The sequence below is a fragment of the Venatoribacter cucullus genome, assembly GCF_016132445.1.
GTDB lineage: Bacteria > Pseudomonadota > Gammaproteobacteria > Pseudomonadales > Oceanobacteraceae > Venatoribacter > Venatoribacter cucullus.
The window spans coordinates 1,839,631-1,863,572 of the sequence record NZ_CP046056.1; the positions used below are offsets into that span (position 1 = coordinate 1,839,631).

At 57.2% G+C, this 23,942-nt stretch carries 16 protein-coding genes and 1 riboswitch; of the genes, 4 read left to right on the forward strand and 12 right to left on the reverse strand.

Annotated features, from left to right (window positions below; all coding sequences use genetic code 11):
- Positions 1 to 92 precede the first annotated feature (92 nt).
- Positions 93 to 1,100: a cytochrome-c peroxidase gene (locus tag GJQ55_RS08795; protein WP_228344601.1), complete on the forward strand. Its 1,008-nt coding sequence runs from the start codon at positions 93 to 95 to the stop codon at positions 1,098 to 1,100.
- 121 nt (positions 1,101 to 1,221) lie between these two features.
- Here the strand turns inward: GJQ55_RS08795 and ligA are convergent, their stop codons facing one another.
- The 4 genes from ligA to GJQ55_RS08815 form a co-directional block, all read right to left on the reverse strand.
- Entirely contained in the window at positions 1,222 to 3,312 is a 2,091-nt protein-coding gene (ligA, locus tag GJQ55_RS08800; protein ID WP_228344602.1) for an NAD-dependent DNA ligase LigA, read from the reverse strand.
- Between the two features lie 269 nt (positions 3,313 to 3,581).
- The gene (locus GJQ55_RS08805) at positions 3,582 to 4,895 is read right to left on the reverse strand and encodes a cell division protein ZipA (RefSeq protein WP_228346771.1); all 1,314 of its coding nucleotides are present in this window, start codon (positions 4,893 to 4,895) and stop codon (positions 3,582 to 3,584) included.
- A 175-nt stretch (positions 4,896 to 5,070) separates the two neighbouring features.
- Positions 5,071 to 8,577 carry a chromosome segregation protein SMC gene (gene smc, locus GJQ55_RS08810; RefSeq protein WP_228344603.1) on the reverse strand — a complete coding sequence of 1,169 codons (3,507 nt, stop codon included), beginning with the start codon at positions 8,575 to 8,577 and terminating at the stop codon, positions 5,071 to 5,073.
- On the reverse strand, positions 8,567 to 9,238 hold the full coding sequence (locus GJQ55_RS08815; RefSeq protein WP_228344604.1) for a GntR family transcriptional regulator: 672 nt from the start codon (positions 9,236 to 9,238) through the stop codon (positions 8,567 to 8,569). Before GJQ55_RS08815 ends, smc begins: the two co-directional genes overlap by 11 nt.
- A gap of 160 nt (positions 9,239 to 9,398) precedes the next feature.
- Between GJQ55_RS08815 and GJQ55_RS08820 the strand changes: the two genes are divergently transcribed.
- Entirely contained in the window at positions 9,399 to 10,520 is a 1,122-nt protein-coding gene (locus tag GJQ55_RS08820) for an alkane 1-monooxygenase (RefSeq protein ID WP_228344605.1), read from the forward strand.
- Between the two features lie 29 nt (positions 10,521 to 10,549).
- Here the strand turns inward: GJQ55_RS08820 and GJQ55_RS08825 are convergent, their stop codons facing one another.
- The 6 genes from GJQ55_RS08825 to fadB all read right to left on the reverse strand — a co-directional run bounded on the left by GJQ55_RS08825 (position 10,550) and on the right by fadB (position 18,978).
- Positions 10,550 to 11,170, reverse strand: a complete 621-nt coding sequence (locus tag GJQ55_RS08825; RefSeq protein ID WP_228344606.1) for a trimeric intracellular cation channel family protein — start codon at positions 11,168 to 11,170, stop codon at positions 10,550 to 10,552.
- A 22-nt stretch (positions 11,171 to 11,192) separates the two neighbouring features.
- A riboswitch (glycine riboswitch) is annotated at positions 11,193 to 11,297 on the reverse strand.
- Between the two features lie 119 nt (positions 11,298 to 11,416).
- Complete coding sequence (locus tag GJQ55_RS08830) at positions 11,417 to 13,024, reverse strand: methyl-accepting chemotaxis protein (RefSeq protein WP_228344607.1); 1,608 nt, start codon at positions 13,022 to 13,024, stop codon at positions 11,417 to 11,419.
- A 267-nt stretch (positions 13,025 to 13,291) separates the two neighbouring features.
- Positions 13,292 to 14,137 carry an S-formylglutathione hydrolase gene (gene fghA, locus GJQ55_RS08835; RefSeq protein WP_228344608.1) on the reverse strand — a complete coding sequence of 282 codons (846 nt, stop codon included), beginning with the start codon at positions 14,135 to 14,137 and terminating at the stop codon, positions 13,292 to 13,294.
- A 69-nt stretch (positions 14,138 to 14,206) separates the two neighbouring features.
- A complete protein-coding gene (locus GJQ55_RS08840) occupies positions 14,207 to 15,328 on the reverse strand; it encodes an S-(hydroxymethyl)glutathione dehydrogenase/class III alcohol dehydrogenase (protein WP_338149179.1) in 1,122 nt (373 codons plus the stop codon).
- A 302-nt stretch (positions 15,329 to 15,630) separates the two neighbouring features.
- Positions 15,631 to 16,806 (reverse strand): acetyl-CoA C-acyltransferase FadA, encoded by a 1,176-nt coding sequence (fadA, locus tag GJQ55_RS08845; RefSeq protein WP_228344609.1) that lies wholly within the window; start codon positions 16,804 to 16,806, stop codon positions 15,631 to 15,633.
- Positions 16,807 to 16,830: 24 nt separating this feature from the next.
- A complete protein-coding gene (gene fadB, locus GJQ55_RS08850; RefSeq protein ID WP_228344610.1) occupies positions 16,831 to 18,978 on the reverse strand; it encodes a fatty acid oxidation complex subunit alpha FadB in 2,148 nt (715 codons plus the stop codon).
- Between the two features lie 433 nt (positions 18,979 to 19,411).
- On the opposite strand from fadB, the gene GJQ55_RS08855 reads away from it, so the two are divergent.
- Positions 19,412 to 20,200, forward strand: coding sequence for a hypothetical protein (locus tag GJQ55_RS08855; RefSeq protein WP_228344611.1), 789 nt, complete (start codon positions 19,412 to 19,414; stop codon positions 20,198 to 20,200).
- A gap of 19 nt (positions 20,201 to 20,219) precedes the next feature.
- Here the strand turns inward: GJQ55_RS08855 and GJQ55_RS08860 are convergent, their stop codons facing one another.
- Both GJQ55_RS08860 and GJQ55_RS08865 read right to left on the reverse strand, forming a co-directional pair.
- On the reverse strand, positions 20,220 to 20,690 hold the full coding sequence (locus tag GJQ55_RS08860; protein WP_228344612.1) for a hypothetical protein: 471 nt from the start codon (positions 20,688 to 20,690) through the stop codon (positions 20,220 to 20,222).
- Positions 20,687 to 22,600, reverse strand: a complete 1,914-nt coding sequence (locus GJQ55_RS08865) for an ATP-binding cassette domain-containing protein (RefSeq protein WP_228344613.1) — start codon at positions 22,598 to 22,600, stop codon at positions 20,687 to 20,689. Before GJQ55_RS08865 ends, GJQ55_RS08860 begins: the two co-directional genes overlap by 4 nt.
- Positions 22,601 to 22,797: 197 nt before the next feature.
- Between GJQ55_RS08865 and GJQ55_RS08870 the strand changes: the two genes are divergently transcribed.
- A complete protein-coding gene (locus GJQ55_RS08870; RefSeq protein ID WP_228344614.1) occupies positions 22,798 to 23,940 on the forward strand; it encodes an efflux RND transporter periplasmic adaptor subunit in 1,143 nt (380 codons plus the stop codon).
- The last annotated feature ends 2 nt before the right edge of the window (positions 23,941 to 23,942 follow it).

Here is a 23,942-nt window from a genome sequence, read left to right on the forward strand (position 1 = left end):
ATAGTCAGACACTATTTCTTATATAACCCAAGGGTTATTAAGATACGCCGAACCGAAAACCAATAACCAACCGCAACCGATTGGATGGAACTATGTCTTTAAACCGTCATTTGCTGAGCCTGACCGGTGCCGCCGCACTGCTGGCTACTCAGGCAGTTTCTGCCGCTGCTCTGGACCCGAACGCCATGCGTGCCCAGGCCAATAACTTCTTTAAACCGCTGCCGGCGGCCATGCCCGGCAGTGAAAAAGACACTCCGGCCAAAATCGCGCTGGGTGAAAAACTCTACTTTGAAACCGCGTTGTCCATTAACGGCACCCAGTCCTGCAACACCTGCCACCGTATCGATGGCAAGCTGGGCGGTGATGATGGCAACCCGGTTTCTCCCGGTGCCATCGAAGGTAAATTCGGTGACCGCAACTCTCCGACTTCCTGGAACGCCGGTTTCCATCTGGCGCAGTTCTGGGACGGCCGTGCGGCAGACCTGAAAGAACAGGCCAAAGGCCCGATCCTGAATCCGGTGGAAATGGCTATTCCGGATGAAGCCACTGCCGTCAGCAACCTGAAAAAAGCGGGCTACGAAGCTGACTTCAAAGCTGTATTCGGTTCTGCGGATGCCTTAACTTACGACAACGTCGCCGAAGCCATCGCGGCCTTTGAGCGCACCCTGATCACCAAAGATCGTTTCGACGATTTCCTCAAAGGTGACAACAAAGCACTGACTCAGGCTGAACTGCAGGGTATGCAGGATTTTATCAGCACCGGTTGTATTGCTTGCCACACCGGCCCGCTGCTGGGTGGCCATATGTATCAGAAAATGGGGCTGGTTAAGCCGTACCCGAACACGGCCGACAAAGGTCGTTTTGCAGTAACCAACAACCCGGCGGATATGTACGTCTTTAAAGTACCGGCCCTGCGTGACATCGGCTCCACCGCCCCTTACTTCCACGACGGCAAAGCCGCCACGCTGGACGTAGCGGTAAAAGAAATGGCCATGTACCAGCTGGGTCGTGAGCTGGATGAAAAAACCACCAAATCCATTGTTGCGTTCCTGCGCGCCATGGATAACCAGCGTGAACTGAAACTGACCGCGAATAAATAAGCAGCTGGTTTTAATAAAAAAACGCCGCAATTGCGGCGTTTTTTTTGCGTCTCTGTTTATATTGTCACGCGTCGCACTTTTTCCGTTAGGCCTCTCATTTCTGGGCAACTACCTCCGCCACTCAACCTGGCTGCAGTCCATGTTCCGCCAATAAAGCTAAAAAAGCCGCTTCATCCAGCACCTCGACCCCAAGGCTCTGGGCTTTGGTTAATTTAGAACCCGCCTTTTCCCCAGCCACCAGAAAATCCGTTTTCGCCGAGACACTGCCGGCTACTTTGCAGCCCAGTTGTTCCAGCAAGGCTTTAGCGTCATCGCGGCTCATGCCACTGGCCACCAGCGTGCCGGTAATGACCGCGGTTTTGCCACTTAACGGCAAATCATCCGCCAGCACCGGTTCCTGCTCTGGCCAGCTCACCCCCGCGCGTTGCAGCTGCTCAATAATGCGGCGGTTATGGGGTTCGGCAAAAAAATTATGCACATGCGCTGCCACCACCGTACCGACATCCGGCACTTCCAGCAGCTGTTCGGTGCTGGCGGCCATAATGCGGTCGAGAAAGCCGAAATGCGCCGCCAACTGGTTAGCGGTTACGGTACCGACTTCACGGATGCCGAGGGCATAAATAAAACGGCCCAGCGTGGTCTTTTTGGCAGCGGCCAACGCATCAAGAATATTCTGCGCCGATTTTTCCGCCATGCGCTCCAGCCCGGCCAGTTGTTCCAGGGTTAAATGAAATAAATCATCGACGCTGTCGATTAAGCCTTCATCCACCAGCTGTTCAATTAATTTATCGCCCAGGCCTTCAATATCCAGCGCCTTGCGTGAGGAAAAATGTTTAATGGCTTCTTTACGCTGGGCGGCACAGAACAGACCGCCGGTACAGCGGGCCACGGCCTCGCCTTCGACCTTTTCCACCAGCGACGCACAGACCGGGCAAGAGGACGGCAGCACAATGTCAGCGGCATTGGCCGGACGTTTTTCCGGCACCACCGACACCACCTGCGGAATCACATCCCCGGCGCGGCGGATAATCACGGTATCACCGATTTTTACCCCCAGCCGCTGCACTTCATCCATGTTGTGCAGAGTGGCATTGGAAACGGTTACACCGGCCACGTGCACCGGCTTTAGCCTCGCCACCGGCGTTAGCGCACCGGTGCGGCCAACCTGAAAATCCACGCCTAATAATTCAGTCATTTCTTCGGTGGCGGGGAATTTCCAGGCCACCGCCCAGCGCGGTGCGCGGGCAACAAAACCCAGCTGCTGCTGCAGTTTCAGGTCGTTGACTTTAAACACCGTGCCGTCAATTTCATAAGCCAGAGCGTCGCGTTTTGCACCGAGGCCGGCAAAAAATTCCTGCGCGGCGGCCAGCCCCTGTACAACCCGCATTTCTTCATTAATGCGGATGCCGAAACCCTTTACCTGTTGCAGAATGCCGCTGTGGGTATCGGCCAGCGGTTTATCGTCGCTGACCACACCGATGCTGTAAGCGCAGAACTCCAGCGGACGTTTGGCGGTAATGGCCGGGTCTAACTGGCGTAATGATCCGGCCGCGGCGTTGCGCGGATTGGCAAAGACTTTTTCGCCGTTCGCCCGGGCCTTATCGTTGTATGCCTCAAAGCCAGCGCGCGGCATATAGACCTCGCCGCGTATTTCAATACGGGCGGGAAAATCGCCCTGCAACACCAGCGGAATATTTTTAATGGTGCGCACATTCTGGGTAATGTCTTCGCCGGTCTGGCCATCGCCACGGGTGGCAGCGCGCACTAATTTACCCTGCTCGTACAGCAGACTGACGGCCAGCCCATCGAGCTTGGGTTCACAGGCCAGTTCAATATCCCCAGTGCTTTTTAAGCGATCCTGCACACGCTGATAAAAGGCCACAAATTCTTCGGCATTCATAGCGTTATCCAGCGACAGCATCGGCAGTTCATGCACCACTTCAGCGAACTGTTTCAGCGGACTGGCACCGACCCGCTGAGTCGGGGAATCGGCGCTGATCAATTGCGGATGCTGCTGTTCCAGGCTTTGCAATTCACGCATTAAACGGTCGTATTCGGCATCCGGAATGGACGGTTCGTCGTTAACGTAATAGCGGATATTGTGCTGATTAATCTCGTTGCGCAGCGCCTGTATGCGGGCGGCGGCAGCGATAGCGGAAACGCCAGAGGAGCCCTGCGGCTCCTCTGCAAATAAATCGTTTTGTGTGGTCATAGGGAGCCTCTGAATAACTCGGTGCCTGCTCTGGGTTGCAGGAAAGCTCTGAATCACGAAGCCGGGTTGCAGGCATAGCGGGCTCTGGCAAAAGCCGGCGACACCGGGTCAGGGCTTTCCTGCAATCCCCGCAGGGCGCAACTTGTCGGCCTGCATAATGGTACTGACGAACCTGAAAAGAACTCGCCATTCTCTGCACCCGTCGCTTTACTCTGCTGTCCGGAAAGACTTGCGCAGAGCTGCGCAAAGTTATTCAGAGGCTCCCTACGTCAGGATCGGGCTTGTTTTTTCGCCAGCAAACGCTGCCGGCGATCAAAATCAATAATCTGCTGGCGGTCGTGTTCAATGGTCTGGTGCGTTAACGCACTGCGGGCACCATCGAATAAATCGGCCTGTAATTGCCGCGCCACGACTAAGGCCATGCCGGACATGGCCTCATAGGCTTCCAGCGGTTTGTGCGCACCGGGCAGACTCATAAAAAAGCTTAAACCACGGAAATGCTGCTGGGCCATGGCCGCCGGCACAAAAATACCGGGGTTAAAACTTTGCGCCACCGAAAACTGAATACAGCCTTTACCGTCCGGTTGTTCATAGCGGTGAAAAATGTCTTTTTCGCCGAAGCGTAAATCGCAGCTGTTAAACAGGAATAAAATATCTTTACCGGAAAAACCGGCCGGATCCCGGGCAATACAATGAATTTCCAGCACCACTTCCGGGGCGGCGCGATCGCTGAGTTTTTCCGCTTCCGGGCTGGCAAAATTCACCGGCTGCACCGCCAGTTGCTCGGGTATTTCATCCACTTCGTCAGCCATGGCGGGCGTTTCCTGCAGGGCTTCCTGGCGGGCAGCATCGTCTGCAGATTTATCGGCAGCGGCTGCATTCTGTTCTGCGTTTTCTGCATCCCGCTCTGCGTTTTCGGCCTCTGGCTCAACGGCTTCTGCACCCTGATCGGCGGTTTGTGCATCTTGTTCTGCATCCTGAACCGGGTCATCCATGGCCGCTGCCGGCTGCTCTGCGGACGCTGCGGCGCTGGTAATAACGGGAGTGCTGTTTTCTTCCGCCCCCAGCTCTTCCACATCCAGCAATACCGGTACCTGCTCATCAAGGTTGACCGGCCGGGCTTTTGGTATCAGGGCGGATGGGGGAATATCCAGATCCTGCGCCACAGCATGGGGCAGAGGTTGTTCCGCCAGGCTGACTTCGGTTTTGGGGATAACCCGCACCGGGCCCAGATCATCTTCCCACGGGATAACCGGCTCATCCGTTTCGCTGTTATCCAGTGCGCTGAACGCTGGCTCGGCGCGCGGTTTACTGGCGACCGGAGCGACCGGTTCCTGGACCGGTTTCTGAACGGTTTGCTGCGGAGGTTCTGCAGCCGCGGCAGACGTTCCGAGTACCCGGAAACCACCGGGTAATTCCGGATTATGCTGATCGTGGCTGAACGCCTTGCTGAGGCCGGGATCGACATCCAGACGCAGCGCTTCGGCACGGGCCTTGCGCATCCGGCGCAAGCCGTCAAAGACAATGCCCGCGACCAGCAGCAATGCCAACAGGATCAGGACAGTACGCCAGCTCCATTCCATGTTCTTCAAAACCTCATCATTATTTGCACAGCAACACCACTAACCGCTTGTATGACACCGGTATTGCCAAAAATTCGTCAAAGTGCCGCCCATTGTAGCGGGGGAAAAGCGTTACGGGCAGTGTCTGCGACGAAATCGGCAGCAACTTTACCGCCTGGCCCGCTCTGACCAGCGTTTACTGGTCAATCAGTTCGGCCGCCTCTTCCACATCCACCGACACCAGCCGCGATACCCCGGGCTCGTGCATGGTCACGCCCATCAGCTGCGAGGCCATTTCCATGGCGATCTTGTTGTGGGTGATGTAGATAAACTGCACTTTTTCCGACATCGCTTTCACCAGCCGCGCATAACGGCCGACGTTGGCATCGTCGAGCGGTGCGTCCACTTCATCCAGCATGCAAAATGGCGCCGGATTGAGCTGGAAGATGGAGAACACCAGGGCGATAGCGGTCAGCGCTTTTTCACCCCCGGAGAGCAGATGAATGGTGCTGTTTTTCTTGCCCGGCGGACGCGCCATAATGGCCACGCCGGTGCTCAGCATGTCTTCGTCAGTCAGTTCCAGCCAGGCATGGCCACCGCCAAAGACTTTCGGGAACAGTTCGGCCAGACCGGCGTTCATTTTGTCGAAGGTTTCTTTGAAACGGGTGCGGGTTTCACGGTCAATCTTGGCAATCGCCCCTTCCAGGGTGGTCAGGGCTTTCTGCAGATCGTCGTTCTGGGCATCCAGATACACCTTGCGTTCGGACTGCACCTGGTATTCTTCAATGGCCGCCAGGTTGATGGCACCCAGCCGCTGAATCCGCTCGCCGATACGCTCCAGCTCCTGCTGCCAGTCAGCGGCGTTGGCCTCTTCCGGCATATTCTCCAGCACGTCTTTCAGGGTCAGTTTTTCTTCCTGCAGCTGTTCGATTAAGGCCTGACGACGGATATCCAGCGCCTGGCATTCCATGCGCACTTTTTCCAGTTCGTTGCGCACCGCCAGCGCGTTGTTTTCGGCTTCGGCACGGGCCTGTTCCAGCTGCCGTAACTGGCTGTCGACCGCTTCCAGCGCATGACGGGCCGCCTGCATCCGCTGTTCGGCATCCATCCGCCGTTCAAGCATTTCTTCCAGTTGTAATTTCAGTTCGTCCAGATCAGCGCTGTGGTCACGGTTCTGGTTGGCCAGAATCTGGGCTTTACGCTCCTGCAGCCGCTGCATCTGCTCCGCCAGCCGGCTGATGGCCTGCTGCAGGCCCTGCTCACGGCTTTTCAGGGTTTGTACTTTCAACTGCAGCTGATGGGTACGGTCCTGCTGCGCGCGGCCTTCCTGGCGCGCCTGTTCCAGTTGTTGCTGTACCTGCTGGCGGCGGGTTTGTAACCGCTCACGCTCATCGGTGTCGGTGTCGATAGCGCTCATGGCCTCCTGCCATTGCAGGCGCAGCACTTCCAGCTGCTCGCGCTCCAGCGCTTGCAGTTCCTGCAGCTCGGCCACCTCGGTGCGCAGCTTATCGCCACGCAGGGCAAACTGTTCCGCCCGCGCCTGTTTGCCCGACAGCTGCGACTTCAGAGTAATGAGTTTCTGCGCTACCTGTTGCTGTTCGCGCTGGGCCGTATCGCGCTGCTGTTCCAGCGAGCGCTGACGCAGCTGGGCGGCGTCCAGATCGGCATCCCATTCTTCCACCTGAATGTCGAGTTCTTCAATCTGGTCGTCCAGCACCTCCAGTTCCTGCTGGCGTGCCAGCACCCCGCCTTCGCCATCGGCAGCGCGGGCCACGCGCAACCAACTGCGGCCCAGCCAGATACCATCCGGGGTAATCACCGATTCCTGCGCACTGATTGCGCTGCGCATGGCCAGCGCCTGGGCCAGATCGGGAGCGGTTTTCACCCCGGCCAGCAGGCCGCTGATATCTTGTTTGCTCTGCACTTTCGCCAGCAGCGAGCCGGGCGCCGCGGTGTTCCCACTGGTTGGCTGGTTCTGCCACAGGGTCAGCTGGCCTTCTTTAAAACTGCCCAGCCAATGCTGCGCCGGATCGAGCTGGTCAATCATCACCGCCTGCAAATAATTGCCCAGCACGGTTTCCACTGCCCGTTCCCAGCCGGCTTCCACCTGTAACTGTTCGGCCAGCCGCGGTTTGCGTGCCAGCTGATGGCTTTCCAACCAGTGGCTGACGGCTTCGCTGCCCTGCCCCAGCGCGGCTTTTTGCAGGGCATCCAGGGTGGCTTTGCGGTTGAGCATCTGGCTCAGACGGGCTTTGCCGTCGTCACGCTGGGTACGCAGGGCTTCCAGCTGTTCACGGGCGCTTTGCGTCTGTTCCTGCAGGGTGTCCAGCCGCTCCTGCTGACTGTCGGCCTGCAGTTCCTGCTCGCTGACTTCTTCGGCCAGCAACTGGATTTCTTCCCGCTCGGGGTTGTCCTGCAGCTGCTGTAATTCTTCCTGCAGGCGGCGGATCTGCTGATCAAGGCGCGCCAGTTGCTGCTCGGTGGCCTGCATGCGGGTTTGCGCCACTTCCGCCTGACGGGTGGGTTCGCTGGCGCGCTGGGTGAAGGCATCCCAGTCGTCCTGCCAGCGGGCCTGGGCTTCTTCGGCTTCCAGCAGATGCAGCGCCGATTCTTCCTGCTCGGCCAGCAGCATCTCCAGCTCCGGCTCCAGCATCATCAGTTCTTCGCTCAGGGTTTCCCGTTGCAGCTGGTCTTCTTCCAGCGCCCGCTGGCTGTCAAAAATGGCTTTTTCGGCATCGGCCAGATCGCGGTCGAGCTGCAGGCTCAGCTGCGCCTGATGCTCCAGTTTCTGTTCCTGGCGGGCGATCTGGGCGCCGACTTCGTAATACTTGCTTTGCGCCTGATTGAACTCGTCGCTGCGCTGCTGATGGTCCAGCCGCAGTCCTTCAATGGCGGCATCGGCAGCCCGCTGGGCCGCCATCTGCTCTTCAAAACGGGTTTCGTGGCGGGCAATCTGCAGTTCGCGTTCGCGGTAGTCGGCATCCAGTGCCTGCCATTTCAGCGCCTGCAGCTGGGCTTTTTTCTGCCGTTCCTGCGCTTTCAGTTCTTTGTATTTTTCCGCCGCCTGGGCCTGGCGTTGCAGGTGCGATAACTGGCGCTCCAGCTCTTCGCGGATATCCTGCAGACGCTCAAGGTTTTCGTGAGTACGGCGCATGCGGTTTTCGGTTTCGCGGCGGCGCTCTTTGTATTTGGAAATGCCGGCGGCTTCTTCCACGTACACCCGCAATTCTTCCGGCTTGGCTTCAATCAGGCGCGAGATCATGCCCTGTTCGATAATGGCGTAGGAGCGCGGCCCCAGGCCGGTACCGAGGAAAATATCGGTGATGTCTTTACGCCGGCACTTAGTGCCATTGAGGAAATACAGCGACTGGCCATCGCGCGACACCTGCCGGCGCAGGCTGATTTCGTTGTAGGCCGCGTACTCGCCTTTGAGGGTTTTGTCGCTGTTATCGAACACCAGCTCGACACTGGCTTTGCCGACCGGCTTACGTTCTGACGAGCCGTTGAAAATAACGTCGGTCATGGCATCGCCACGCAGGTATTTGGCCGAGCTCTCGCCCATTACCCAGCGTACCGCGTCGATGGTGTTGGATTTGCCGCAACCGTTGGGGCCGACAATACCGGTCATATTGGTATTGAACGGGACGGTGGTGGGGTCCACGAAAGATTTAAAGCCGGCGAGTTTGATGGCCTTAAGACGCATGCGTCTGCTCCTGTGCCAGTGCGGCCAGTACCAGCGCGCGCTGATGCTGACCATAGGTTTCCACAACCGCCGGAATATTCTGCGGTTCACGTTTCAGTACGGCGTCCATCAGGCCGGCAAAAAAGCGGCTGGCGTATTCGGTTTCGCCGGGCGAATGCCGCACCGCCAGTGCGTAGGTGCGGTGAATGGCCGGCTGCAGGTCATTCAGTATCTGCGCCAGATAGGGGTTGTCTGCCAAAACCAGCGCCTGCTGCATCAGGCCAAAGCCCGCCTCAATAAAACCGGCTTTATCCTGGCCGGTACGCAGGCTCTGAATACGCTGCACCTGTTCGATCAGCGGCTGAATGCTCTGCTCATTCCAGTGCTGTGCCACTTTTTGCGCCAGCATAATCAGTAAGGTGACGTACAGATCATACAAGCTATGAATATGCTGCCCGGTAAGCTGCGCCACCACCGCACCCCGGCGCGGCAGGATATTAATAAGATGACGTTTTTCCAGAAGCAGTAACGCCTCGCGCACCGAACCGCGGCTGACGTTCAGTTCGTTCACCACCCGGCCTTCCTGAATACGCTCACCCGGCGCTAATTCGCCCTGAATAATGCGATTGGCCAGATGCCGGGCGATTTGCCCGGACAGGCTTTCAGTAGCCATTAAGCTCATGCTGTGGTGATTCCGTAGCGAAAAAAACGACAGCGATCTTAGCACACTATAGCGAAGCGCCGGGTAGGTCCGATTGGCTGGAATCAACCCTTGCCTGAGTTCTGCCGACCTCTTAAATTGTCAGACAATCCTACAAAATAACAAGTAAGAGGACTTCGCTATGCCATCTGCCGGCCACAGCCACTGGATGATTACCGTTAAAAAATACGCTTATCTGCTGGTGGTGATTCCACCCGCTTTACTGTTGCTGTCGCAATGGCTGTGGCAGCACTTCGGTTACCCCGATCTGTTTGCCTTTCTGGTACTGGGGTTTGTCTTCGGTCTGATCCCGCTGCTGGATCATCTGGTCGGCCAGGATCCGGTGAATCCGGACGAACAGCAGGAAGTACCGCGTTTAAGCGAGGAGAAATTCTACCGGGTGCTGACGCTGCTGTGCCTGCCGATGCAACTGGCGACCATTGTCTGGGCCGGTCATGTGTTTATGACCACAGAGATGAGCTGGGTGGGGCAACTGGGCTGGCTGCTGTCGGTCGGTACCGTCGGCGGCATTGTCGCCATTAATGTTGGCCACGAACTGATCCATAAGGATCCACGCCTGGAGCAGTGGGCCGGTGGCGCCCTGCTGGCTTCGGTGTGCTATGCCGGCTTTAAAGTAGAGCACGTGCGCGGCCATCATGTGCATGTATCCACACCGGAAGATGCTTCGTCTTCCCGCTACGGCCAGAGCCTGTATGCGTTTCTGCCCCAGGCTTATCTGCATAATTTCCTCAATGCCTGGAAACTGGAAGCCAAGCGTCTGCAGCACAAAGGTTTCTCTGCCGTCAGCTGGCGCAATGAACTGCTCTGGTGGTACGGCCTGAGCCTGCTGATGACCGCCGGTTGTGGGCTGCTGTGGGGCTGGATGGGGGTGTTGTACTTCGTGGCGCAGAGCTTCTTCGCCTTCTCACTGCTGGAAGTGATCAACTATGTGGAGCATTACGGCCTGCACCGCCGCAAACTGGAGAGTGGCCGCTACGAGCGACCGGATATCCAGCACTCCTGGAACAGCAACTTCCTGCTCACCAATCTGTTTCTGTTCCAGCTGCAGCGCCATTCGGACCACCATGCCTACCCGAAACGCCGCTATCAGGTGCTGCGCCACCATGATGAAAGCCCGCAGTTACCCAGCGGTTACGCCGCCATGGTGGTGCTGGCACTGATTCCGCCGCTGTGGTTCAAAGTGATGAACCCGCGCGTGGAAGGCTATTACCAGGGTGAAGAACACCAGCTGGCCAGCGCCTGAATACGCCAGGCTGACGCGGTAATGCGGCGTCAGCTTTTCCAGCGTTCGGGCGAGTAGGAAAACACCGGCAGCGACCATTTCCAGCGAATGGCCGCCATGCGTAACAGCAGACCGGCGGAGAAAGACGCCAGCAGGTTAATATCGGGATCGGCGTGATGTTCCTGCAGGGTTAAATACAGAATGGCGACCAGCAACGACACGCTGGCGTAGAGTTCTTCGCGCAACACCTGCGGGGTGGAACCACAGAGCACATCGCGCAGAATGCCACCAAAAATACCGGTAATCATGCCCGACATAATCACCACCGGGGTATCGTAATCCAGCCCCAGCGCGACGTTACAACCAATGATGGTAAAGGCGATCAGGCCCATGCTGTCGAGCACCAGAAACAACTGATGCAGGCGGTGCATAAAACGCGCAATCACCATAGTGGCCAGACCTGCGGAAATGACCAGATATATGTACATGGAGTGCTGCGTCCAGGTAACGGGATAATTACCCAGCAGAATGTCGCGTACGGTGCCGCCACCCAGGGCGGTAAGGAAAGCAATAAAGGCAACGCCGAACATATCCATATTGCGGCGACCGGCGGTTAAGGCGCCGGACATGGCTTCAGCGGTAATGGCGATCAGATAGATAATGGTCAGCATACAGAACCCTGTATATAAAGCTGCCACTCCCCCTGTCCTGCTTACCTGAGAGTTTGACCGTACCACCCATGCGGTACAGCTTGCTCCTTCGGTGGGTGCTTGCGCACCTCTCTCCAGATGGCGATGTTGATATCCACAGTCCTGCAGCCTGAGCGTTTATGGGAGTTTGCGCCTTCGGCGGAGGCCGGGCGGCCTCTCTCTCCTGCGGAGGCCGCCATTCTAGCCATTTGCACGGGTTGCTGGCAATCAGCTGGCCAGGCTTTCCTCAGTAACCGCCCGTAATCGCTGAATTAACGAGCGCACCTGGCGGATCTGCCCGGTCAGATCAGTCACCGCAGACCCCACGCCGCTGGTCAGACTGCAGGCCTGCTGCGCCAGCCGGCTGATGTCCACGACTTTATCGGCGATATCGGCCGAAGCCACCCGCTGCTGTTCGACGGCGGTGGCAGTCTGGCCGCAGGCGTCGGCGATCTGATCAAAGTAACTGGCGGCTTCCGCCAGGGTGTGGTCAGAATCGGTGGCGTTATGCGCCGCATTGGCAGCGTGCTGATCACAGCGGGCCATGGCCGCCGTGGCTTCACTAACCGTAGCGGTAAAGCTTTCCAGGGTGCTGCGGATCTGTTCGGTCGATGAGCGGGTGCGCAGCGCCAGTGCCCGCACTTCATCGGCCACTACGGCAAAACCGCGACCGGCCTCACCGGCGCGGGCGGCTTCGATGGAGGCGTTCAACGCCAGCAAATTGGTTTGTTCGGTGATTTCGCCAATCACACTGAGGGCATCGGTTACCTCATGGCTGACCTGCACCAGATGCTCAATAGACCGGGTGGTCTGTTGTAATTCATGGGTCAGTTTATCCATGCCGCTGCAGGTGTCGCGCGCCAGCTCCTGACTGCGGGCGACACGCTGATGGGCAGCGCGGATACGTTCCAGCATGCTGCCGGCCTGTTCCGCCACTTCATTGTCGACCACCGTCATCTGTTCACAGGCGGCGGCAATGGAATCGGTAGAGGACGACTGCTGATGCACGCTGGATTGCGCCTGCTCGCTGTTGCTGCTGACGGTATCCACGCCCTGCTCCAGCCGGCTGACCAGATCACAGAAGCGTTTCAGTACGGCGGCCATTTCGTCCTGCTGTTCCGTCAGGGACAGTTCAATACTGCCGATATCATCGCAGCGACCAGTAAACACCTGCTCGGCCAGCGGATCATCAATAAGACTGCGGGCCCGACGTACTGTGCGCCGGAAGGGCGCCATCAGCCACCAGCTGGCACCGGCCGCGGCCGCCCCCATCAGGGTCCAGAGCAATAACACCTGCCACAGCGGCCCAGTGAGTAATTGCAGAGCACCGGTGACCGGAACAAAGAGCGCCAGCAACGCCAGCCGCAGCGATAAGGGTAACGCCCGGCGCAGCGCCAGTGGCGGTAACGGCCCATGGCCAGGCTGATTCTTACTGATGCCCGCATACAGACGCTCGGCGCGCTGACGCGCCGGTGTTTCCAGCCAGGCTCGGATGGATTGCAGTTCCAGAATATTACCGGCGTTATCGAGAATCGGAATCACATAGGCCCGCACCCAGTAATAATCGCCGTTTTTACAGCGGTTTTTGACCGCACCCAGCCAGCTTTTTCCCTGCTGCAGGCGCTGCCACATCTGCAGATAAGCCGCCCGTGGCATATCCGGATGGCGCACAATATTGTGCGCCTGGCCCAATAACTCCTCACGGGAAAAGCCGCTGATGGCGACGAATTCCTCATTGATATGAGTGATGTGTCCGCTGGCGTCGGTGGTCGACAGAATGTTTGCTCCGGCAGAGACTTCAATTTCCTGCCCGGTTACCGGTGTGTTAACCCGCATGCGCCACTCCTTAGTCTGCACGCTGCCGCGCGCCGGCCGTGCTCTGTATATTGTTGTTATTGCTTTCAATGCCGGGCACATCGCCCCGGCGATACCCATACAATTTGTACCGGTTTTTATTAAAGATGAAAGACCTTATAAAAGCAAAGGACAAAAAAGAAGGCGAATCCACAAAGTGAACACTGTGGTTTTATTGTTCAGAAATAAGCAAAAAAAGCTAAAAAAAAGGCCCGTCGATGACGGGCCGGCAAAGATAATCAGCAGGACTCAGGCCTGCTGCAGATAGCGGGCATGAAAGCGCAGATGCTCTTCAATAAACGAGGCAATAAAGTAATAGCTGTGGTCATAGCCCGGCTGCCGGCGCAGGGTCAGCGGAAAACCCGAACGCTGCGCGGCCTGCTCCAGCGCCTCTGGTTGTAACTGTTCCGGCAGGAACTGATCGGCCTCGCCCTGATCCACCAGCGCCGGCAAGGTTGCCTTGCTGGCGGCCATCAGCACGCTGGCATCGTAGGCCTGCCACGCGCTCTGATCCTCACCCAGATAAGCCGTAAAGGCTTGCTGACCCCAGGGGCAGTTAACCGGGTTGCTGATCGGGCTGAACGCCGACACCGAGCAATAGCGTTGCGCATTCCGCAGGGCAATCACCAGCGCACCGTGGCCGCCCATGGAATGACCGGCAATGGCGCGGCGCTGGCTGACCGGAAATTCCGATTCAATTAAGGCCGGCAATTCATCGACGATGTAGTCGTACATACGGTAATGCGCGGTCCAGGGCTGCTGAGTGGCATTCACATAGAAACCCGCGCCCTGACCCAGGTCATACTGCCCCGGTGCATCGGCCACGCCCTCACCGCGCGGGCTGGTATCGGGGGCGACAATGGCGATGCCCAGCTCAGCAGCCAGGCGCTGGGCGCCGGCTTTCTGCATAAAGTTTTCGTCGGTACAGGTTAAACCCGACAACCAGTACAGCACCGGCACCGGGTTATCGGCACTGGCCTGCGGCGGCAGATAGATGGCAAAACGCATGGGGCAATTCAGCACCGCAGAGTCGTGCTGGTATTGGCGGTGCCAGCCACCGAAGCTTTTGTTTTCACTGACAGGTTGTAATGACATACAGCCTCCATCGGTTATAAAAACGGCAACGACCGCCGCAGCGGTCGTTGTTCTGGCCGCCGGGCGTTATCAGTAATGAATAACGCTGCGGATGCTCTTGCCTTCGTGCATCAGATCAAAGGCTTCGTTAATGCGCTCCAGCGGCATGGTATGGGTAATAAAATCGTTCAGCGCGAACTTACCGGCCAGATAATCTTCCACGATGCCCGGTAATTCGGAACGGCCTTTCACCCCACCAAAGGCACTGCCGCGCCATACCCGGCCAGTCACCAGCTGGAACGGGCGGGTGGAGATTTCCTGACCGGCGCCGGCCACGCCGATAATCACCGACTCGCCCCAACCCTTATGGCAGCATTCCAGCGCCGAACGCATCACATTCACATTACCGATGCACTCGAAGGAGTAATCCACGCCGCCGTCGGTCAGCTCAACGATCACGTCCTGAATCGGCTTGTCGAAGTTCTTCGGATTAATGCAGTCGGTGGCGCCGAGTTTTTTCGCCAGCTCAAATTTGCTTTCGTTGATATCAATACCAATGATGCGACCGGCTTTGGCCATGGTGGCGCCGATAATGGCCGATAAACCAATGCCGCCGAGACCGAAAATCGCCACGGTGGCGCCCTCTTCTACCTTGGCGGTATTCAGCACTGCGCCCATGCCGGTGGTGACACCGCAACCGAGCAGACAGACTTCTTCCAGCGGCGCCACCGGGTTCACCTTGGCCAGGGAAATTTCCGGCAACACGGTGTATTCCGAGAACGTCGAGCAGCCCATGTAGTGAAAAATGGGTTCGCCGTTAATGGAAAAACGACTGGTACCATCGGGCATTAAGCCTTTGCCCTGGGTGGCGCGCACGGCCTGACAGAGGTTGGTTTTACCGGAGGTACAGAACTTACACTGGCCACATTCGGCGGTGTACAGCGGAATAACGTGGTCGCCGACCTGCACACTGGTGACGCCTTCGCCGACTGACTCCACAATACCGCCGCCTTCGTGGCCGAGAATGGCCGGGAAAATACCTTCCGGATCTTCACCGCTTAGGGTGAAGGCATCGGTGTGGCACACGCCGGTGGCAACAATACGTACCCGCACTTCGCCCGCTTTCGGTGGTGCTACCTGCACGGTTTCAATTTTCAGTGGTTCGCCCGGGCCCCAGGCCACGGCAGCACGACAGGTAATGGTATCGGTCATGGGGAAATCTCCTGTAAGTCAGCCGACTATTGTAGACGGCATGGGTCAGGATAAAACCCTGTTAATACGAAATATGAATTACACCCACGCAATAATCCCCGGCCTGCACTTTACCTGCTACTCAAAAGCCAAACGACAGACACAAAAAAACCGGCCGGAGCCGGTTTTTTACATACGAGTTCTGGGCGTCGTGAGCGATGGTCAGCCGCGGCGAAGATCATCGAGCAGGCGCAGTGTAGTTAACTACATGAGCACTGCGAGATGGTCTTCAACAAAGGCTGACCGAGCGCAACAGCCCAGAATTACATACGTTCCCAGACGGTAGCGATACCTTGCCCCAGACCAATACACATGGTCGAAACACCGTACTTACCGCCCTGCTGTTCCAGCACGTTGATCAGCGTGGTGGAAATACGGGCACCGGAGCAACCCAGCGGGTGACCCAGTGCAATCGCACCACCGTGGATGTTTACACGGCTGTCAGCGATTTCGGTCAGTTTCAGGTCTTTCATGCAAGGCAGAGACTGAGCCGCGAAGGCTTCGTTCAGTTCCCAGTAGTCGATGTCAGTAACATCCAGACCCGCACGCTTCAGAGCTTTCTTGGTGGCCGGAACCGGGCCGTAACCCATGATCGCAGCATCCACACCGGCAACGGCCATGGATACGATACGGGCGCGTGGCTTCAGACCCAGTTCCATGGCTTTTTCGTAGCTCATCAGCAGCATGGCGGCAGCGCCGTCAGTGATCTGCGAAGACGTACCAGCCGTTACGGTACCGCTCTTCGGATCGAAGGCCGGACGCAGGGCACCCAGGCTTTCTGCGGTGGTTTCCGGACGGATGGTTTCGTCTTCGGTTACCAGGATTTCTTTACCATCGGCATCGTGGCCATACATCGGCACGATTTCATTCTTGAACTTACCTTCCAGCGTGGCTTTGTGCGCCAGACGGTGAGAACGGGCACCGAACTCATCCTGCTGCTGACGGGTAATACCGTGCATTTTGCCCAGCATTTCTGCGGTCAGACCCATCATGTTGGAGGCCTTGGCAGAATACTTGGAGGATTCCGGGTTATGGTCGAAGCCGTGCTGCATGTTGACGTGACCCATGTGCTCCACACCACCGACCACAAACACATCACCGTTACCGGTCATGATGGCCTGAGCGGCAGTATGAATAGCGGACATGGCAGAACCACACAGACGGTTAACGGTCAGGGCGCCGGCTTCTTTCGGCACCACAGTCATCAGACCGATCTGGCGGGCTACGTTGAAGCCTTGTTCCAGAGTCTGGTTTACACAGCCCCAGATAATGTCTTCAACCAGCGCCGGGTTCACGCCAGGGTTGCGCTCAAACAGCGCGTTGATCAGGTTGGCAGAAATGGTTTCTGCGCGTACGTTGCGGAACACGCCACCGCGGGAACGACCCATCGGTGAGCGCACTGCGTCAACAACAACAACGTCTTTAGGATTGTAAGACATGCTTTAATTCTCCTCGTGCGCCAATTAACCGAAGTAGCTTTCGCCGTTCGCAGCCATTTCACGCATACGATCGGTTGGTTTGTACAGGTTGCCAAGGCTCGCGAACTTGTCACACAGAGCAACGAAGTTAGCCATACCCACGGTGTCCATGTAACGGCAAGCACCGCCACGGAACGGAGGGAAACCAATACCAAAGATCAGACCCATGTCGGCTTCGTTCGGAGTATCAACGATGCCTTCTTCCAGACAGCGGGCGATCTCGATGCACATCGGAATCATGCAGCGGGCAATAATTTCTTCGGCGTCGTACTCTTTACGCTCGGCCACAACCGGAGCGATCAGGTCGTAAGCAGCCTGGTCAACCACTTTCTTCGGCTTGCCTTTCTTGTCGGTTTCGTACTTGTAGAAACCAACGCCGTTCTTCTGACCGTAGCGTTTGTTTTCGTACATCACTTCCATAGCAGACTTGAAGTCAGCCTTCATACGGTCCGGGAAGCCTTCCGCCATTACTTCGTTGGCGTGTACACCGGTGTCGATACCCACTACGTCCAGCAGGTAAGCCGGGCCCATCGGGAAGCCGAATTTTTCCATCACTTTGTCAACGGCCTGGAAGTCAGCACCGTCACGCAGCAGGCCAGCAAAACCAGCGAAGTATGGGAACAGTACGCGGTTTACCAGGAAGCCCGGGCAATCGTTTACCACGATCGGGGTTTTGCCCATAGCAGTGGCGTAAGCAACCACAGTGGCAACGGCTTCTTCAGAGGTTTTCTTGCCCCGGATAATTTCAACCAGCGGCATCATGTGTACCGGGTTGAAGAAGTGCATACCGAGGAAGTTTTCCGGACGCTTCAGGTCAGCCGCCAGCAGGTCGATGCTGATGGTTGAGGTGTTGGACGTGATGATGGTCTCTTCGCGAACTTTGTCTTCCAGTTCGGCCAGTACCATTTTCTTCACTTTCGGGTTTTCAACAACGGCTTCCACGACAGTGTCGACGTCATTGAATTCCGCGTAAGACAGGGTCGGACGGATGCGGTTCAGCACGTCACCCATTTCCAGCGGCTTCATGCGTTTTTTCTCAACGCGCTTGGCCAGCAGTTTGTTCGCTTCAGACAGGCCCAGCTCGATACCGGCTTCGGCGATGTCTTTCATCATGATCGGAGTGCCTTTCAGGGCAGACTGATAGGCGATACCGCCACCCATGATGCCAGCGCCCAGTACGGCCGCTTTTTTGGTCGGCTTAGCGGTTTTACCGTAAACCTTGGCTTTTTTCTTCAGCAGCTGATCGTTCATGAACAGACCGATCAGAGCCTGGGATTCAGTGGTCTTAGCCAGTTTGGCGAAACCTTTGGCTTCTGCTTCCAGCGCCTTATCACGGCCCTGACCAGCGGCTTTCTGCATGGTTTTGATCGCTTCGATCGGTGCCGGGTACTGACCTTTGGTCTGACCAGCCACGAAACCTTTAGCGGTTTCAAAAACCATCATGCTTTCCATGGCGTTGAGTTTCAGCTTGGCTTTCTTCTCTTCGCGACGGGCTTGCCAGTTCAGTTCACCGGCAATAGCAGACTGCAGCATGGCAACAGCGGCTTCACGCAGCTTGTCAGCAGCAACCACGGCATCCACAGCACCATCTTTCAGGGCTTTGTCGGCACGGTTTTCAGCGCCCATGCAGATCCATTCGATAGCGTTATCAGCACCGATAACACGCGGCAGACGCACAGTACCACCGAAGCCTGGCATCAGGCCCAGCTTCACTTCCGGCAGACCGACTTTGGCTTTGTCAGACATAACGCGCAGGTCAGAGGCCAGACACATTTCAAAACCGCCACCCAGAGCGATACCGTTGATGGCAGTCAGGGTCGGAACCGGCAGATCTTCAAAGGCGTTGAAGATAACGTTGGCCTGAGCAACCCAGGCAGCAATTTCTTCTTCGCTTTTCTTGAATGCGTCGCCGAATTCGGTGATGTCGGCGCCAACGATAAATACGTCTTTACCGGAAGTTACCAGTACGCCTTTAACATCGCTGTTGCCCTGCACTGCAGCCACGGCGGCTTGCAGGTCTTCGAGGGTTACGCGGTTAAATTTGTTGACTGAGTCGCCTTGCAGATCGAATTTCAGTTCGGCGATGCCGCCTTCGATCATATTTACCGTGATGGCTTTACCTTCGTAAATCATCAACTGATCTCCACATGGTGGTTAGCTTTGGAGCTGAACAGCAAGCCGTTCAGCATTCTGCCGGTTGGTGAAACAATGCCCAGACTGTTTAAAAAACAAACAATTCATACGAGCGTTTGAATCTGAGTGGCACACATTCTTAGAAAGCCGCCTTAAAGTCAAGAGAAGGGCGGTAATTGCTGCCGCTGCTGACGCGTCTGACCGGCGTTTGTGTCACATCGGGCCTGCATCATACCAGCCCCGGCACAGCGCCGGATGTTTTTCTGTGTGCGCTGGCGGCGGTACAGACGACCGGCACAGACGACACCCAGTCTTTTTTTGTTACAGTTTGTAATGTGCTATAGGGTTCGTTTACCCTATCTCATACACTCAGCTCAGATGGCTGTCTGTATGCGGTCAGCTGCACCATAAAAACAATAAAGAAGAAGCAACTATGCGAGCGTTAATCCAGTTTCTCCCGGCTTTGGCTTTATCCTTTTTCTGTTCTGTTGCCCTGGCGACGCCGCAGCAACTGCTGGCCGATTTTCAGCACATGCGCCTGTCAGCCACCAACGCGGTAACCAACTTTTATATGTTTTCCGGTCTCGATGCCGACAGTAAATACGAGCGCCGTATTGATATCAGCATGAAGAAATTCGCCGACGCCATGACCAGCGCCGAACAACTGGGCAGCGCCAGTGGTATGGGCGATGAGGTCACCGCCATCGGTACCGACTGGAAAAAGCTCAGCGAGCTGATGACCCTGAACCGGGCCGATATGCTCAAGCAGGGCTTTCCGAACGTCCGTCTGGTGGATGAAATGGGCCGTCTCAGCACTGAGATTGTGAACAAAGCCTCCGCCGCCTATGACCTGCTGCAGGAACGCAGTGGGATCAAACCCGGCCCGGTGGTGCAGAAAACCCGTCACCTGGCATTGCTGATGGAAGAAATCACCTCACAGTACGCCGCCCGTGGTACCAGCAACCTGGGCCAGGTATTTATGGGTAATTACGATCGCACCCTGACGGAAATGGCGGAAGAGTTTCAGAAGATTCTGAATGACCTGAGCACGCAGGTGGAGTCGGCCCAGACCGATGTGCTGATGAACAGCATTCACAGCAAATGGCGTTTTATGGAAGAGCGCATCCGTAACTACAACGAAAGCACCGTGCCCTTTCTGGTGGTCAGCTATAACGACCGCATCATTGAGCATCTGGAAGAACTGGAAGCCATGTTCCGTTAAGGAACATGGCGGACAACCCTCAGAGAAAACCCTGCATAAATTCACGGTAGGCCGCCGCACTGGCGCCCTCCCGTTCTTTCGCCATCAGCAAGATCTTGTGCTCCCGCACTTCCAGCAACAGCAGATCATCCTGTAACGCCGGTAATAATGCTGCCAGCCGCGCAGCATCTTCCGCACTGCCCTGTTTATGCCAGCTGAAACCTGCCGGCAAGCCGTCGGTATCCCAGCCCTTACTGGCCACCAGACTGTATTTCAACTCGCCCGGCTGGGGCTGACCGGAGCGCATCAGGCTGTAACTGGTGGCCTGCAGCGGCTCCTGAATACCGGTTTTTCGGGCATCGGGCTGCCACACAAACTGACGTACCTGCAGGCCTTGTTTAATCGCATCCAGCCGCAAGGCGGCCAGCCGGGTGTCACGGGCGCTGGGTTTCAGCATCATGACCGAGCCGATAATCAGCAGCACGCCGGCACCGACAATCATCCAGATCATGAGCTCATTTCCTCCAGTTCCAGCCAGCGTTCTTCCAGAGCCTCAAGGGCGGCTTCAGCAGCCGCCAGATCCGCCAGCACCTGCTGCACGTCAGCCTGATCGCGGCTGTAAAAATCCGCGGCGGCCGTGATAGCGGCCAGTTCATCGCGTTTGGCTTCTGCGGCGGCGATCTGGTCCGGCAACTGCTCCAGCTCGCGCTGCAATTTGTACGACAGTTTCCTGGCCGGCGCTGGCGCCGGGGCGGCCGTCACCGCTGGTTTGGCCGGCGCCGGGGCCCTGGCCGCTTTGGCGGCCGTGCGCTCGTCATCCTGCTGCTGTTTTTGCTGCGCTTTCACGCGTTCCTGCCAGTCGCTGTAGCCACCCACATGCTCTTCAATATGGCCGTTCTCGCTGAACACCCATAAGTGTGTGACCACGTTATCAATAAAGGCCCGGTCGTGACTGACCAGCAACAGGGTGCCCTTGTAATCCATCAGCCGCTCTTCCAGCAGCTCCAGGGTTTCCACATCGAGGTCGTTGGTGGGTTCGTCCATCACCAGCAGGTTGCAGGGTTTGAGGAATAATTTGGCCAGCAGCACCCGGTTACGCTCACCACCGGATAAGGCTTTCACCGGCGTACGGGCGCGCGCCGGAGCAAACAGGAAATCTTGCAGATAACCCAGAATGTGCCGGCTCTGACCGTTCACCTCGACCTGATCTTTGCCATCGCCGACGTTATCGGCAATGGACTTTTCTTCATCCAGAATATGGCGGGCCTGATCAAAGTAGGACACCTCCAGCTTGGTGCCGGTGTGCAGCGTGCCGGATTGCGGCGCAATGGTACCCAGCAATAACTTTAACAAGGTACTTTTGCCCACGCCGTTGGGGCCGACCAGACCAATACGGTCGCCGCGCATTACCAGCGTGGAAAAGTCATTCACCTGCAGCTTGTCTTTCCAGGCGTAGCTGACGTTCTTCAGCTCAAACACCTGTTTACCGGAGTTTTCGGCCTGACTCATGTTGATCTTCGCCGCGCCCTGCACATCCCGGCGGACGCTGCGTTCTTTACGCATTTCTTTCAGTCGTAACACCCGGCCTTCGTTACGGGTACGGCGTGCTTCAACGCCTTTGCGGATCCACTTTTCTTCTTCGGCCAGACGCTTGTCGAACAGGGCATTCTGGGTGGCTTCGTCTTCCAGACGCTTTTCGCGGTATTCAATAAAACTCTGGTAATCGCCCACCCAGTTGTACAGGTTGCCACGATCCAGCTCCACAATCCGGGTGGCCAGATTCTGCACAAAGGCCCGGTCGTGACTGATAAATACCAGCGACCCCTGAAATTGTTTTAACTGCTCTTCCAGCCACTCGATGGTGGCCACATCCATATGGTTGGTCGGCTCATCCAGAATTAATAAATCCGGCTCCACGACTAAGGCCCGGGCCAGCATTACGCGCCGCTGCCAGCCACCAGACAGTTCCGAAAACAAGGCTTCGGCAGGTAAATTCAGGCGCTGAATAATGGCATCGACTTTTTGCTGCCAGCTCCAGCCATCACCGGCTTCAATCTGCGCCTGCAGCTGTTCCAGACGCTTCAGGTCAACCTGTTCGCCTTTGGCAATTTCATCATGATATTCAGCAATGGCATGGCCGATAGCCCCCAGACCTTCGGCCACCACATCGTAAACCGGGGTATGAGTGGTGGGCGGCAACTCTTGCTGCAAAGCCGCTACCCGCAGCATATCGAGGTACTCGACCCGGCCATCATCGGGGGTAACCTGGCGGTTCAGCATTTTCAGCAGGGTCGACTTACCCTCACCGTTACGCCCTACCACACACAGGCGTTCGCCGCTGTGTATTTCCAGATCCACCTTGTCGAGCAGTACATGATCGCCAAAGGCCAACTCTGCCTGCTTCAGACTTACCAACACCATGCTTGCACTACCTGTTACGGAAAAGAGGGGGAGTATACAGGCAGCACCGGCTTACTGCTGCCCCTGTGCAAGCCGGTCGCTTTGTAACTGTCTGTTATTGACAAATGCCGTTCTGATACACTGTCGCCCGCTCCGATGCGGGTGACCGGCAGCATCGCGCAGCGTTCTCTTTTTTACCCCGGCAGCGGATCACAATAATGACAATACATCTGAATCAGGGGCATATCGCCGCCCTCTGTCTGGCACTGGGCTTGGCTATCTGGATGCTGGCCGGCAGCCTGAGCCCGGAACAGCCCTTTCACAACACCCGCCCACTGGTACTGGATGATGGCCTGGCGCGGGTGCAGGTTGAACGGATGCAGGGCAGCCTGACCCGCTACGACGTCAGTTTTTCCGGCCACACCGCCGCCAACCGGCGGGTGGAATTACGCTCAGAAATGCGCGGCCGCATTATTGCCGTCCACCAGCCCAAAGGCGCCCGGGTACAAGCCGGTGATCTGCTGCTGGAACTGGATGCCCGCGACTGGCCGGCGCGGGTTAAGCAGGCCGAAGCCAATCTGCGCCAGCGCGAACTGGAAGCCCGCAGCGCCAAAGAACTGGCCCAGCGAGGGCTGGCCAATGAAGCGCAGCTGGCCCAGGCCGAAACCCAGCGCGCCAATGCCGAAGCCGAATTAACCAACGCCCGCATCCAGCTGGCCGCCACCAAAGTGCGCGCGCCCTTTGCCGGTATTGTCGATCAGCGCCATGTGGAAGCCGGTGATTTTATTCAGGAATACGCGCCATTAATGGTGTTGCTGGATTTTGACCCCTGGCTGATCAAAGGCCAGGTATCCGAGCGCGACGCCCCGCGGGTACGGATCGGCGACCCGGCCTGGGCCGAACTGGCCGATGGCAAGCGGGTGGAAGGCCGTATCCGCTTTGTGTCCAGCGAGGCCGACCCGGCCACCCGCATGCTGACGGTCGAAATGGAAGCTGACCGCGGCAGCCTGGCACAGGACAGCGCGATCAGCAGCGGCCTGACCGCCCGTATTCATGTGCCGCAGCAGGAAACCTGGGCCTACTATATTTCCCCGGCGCTGCTGATGCTGAACGATAACGGCCAGCTGGGGCTGAAAGGCATTGATGAACAGAACCGCGTCATCTTCCGGCCGGTGGATCTGCTGAAGGCCGATAACCGTGGTATCTGGGTGCACGGGCTGGGCGCTGAGGCGCAGATTATCACCGTTGGCCAGGGCTATGTGGATTACGGCCAGACCGTGACGCCGGTGTATAAAACCGCTGACCCGCAGACGGCCACCGACGCAGCGTCGGCCAACACCCCCGTACTCAGTGCGGAGTAAGC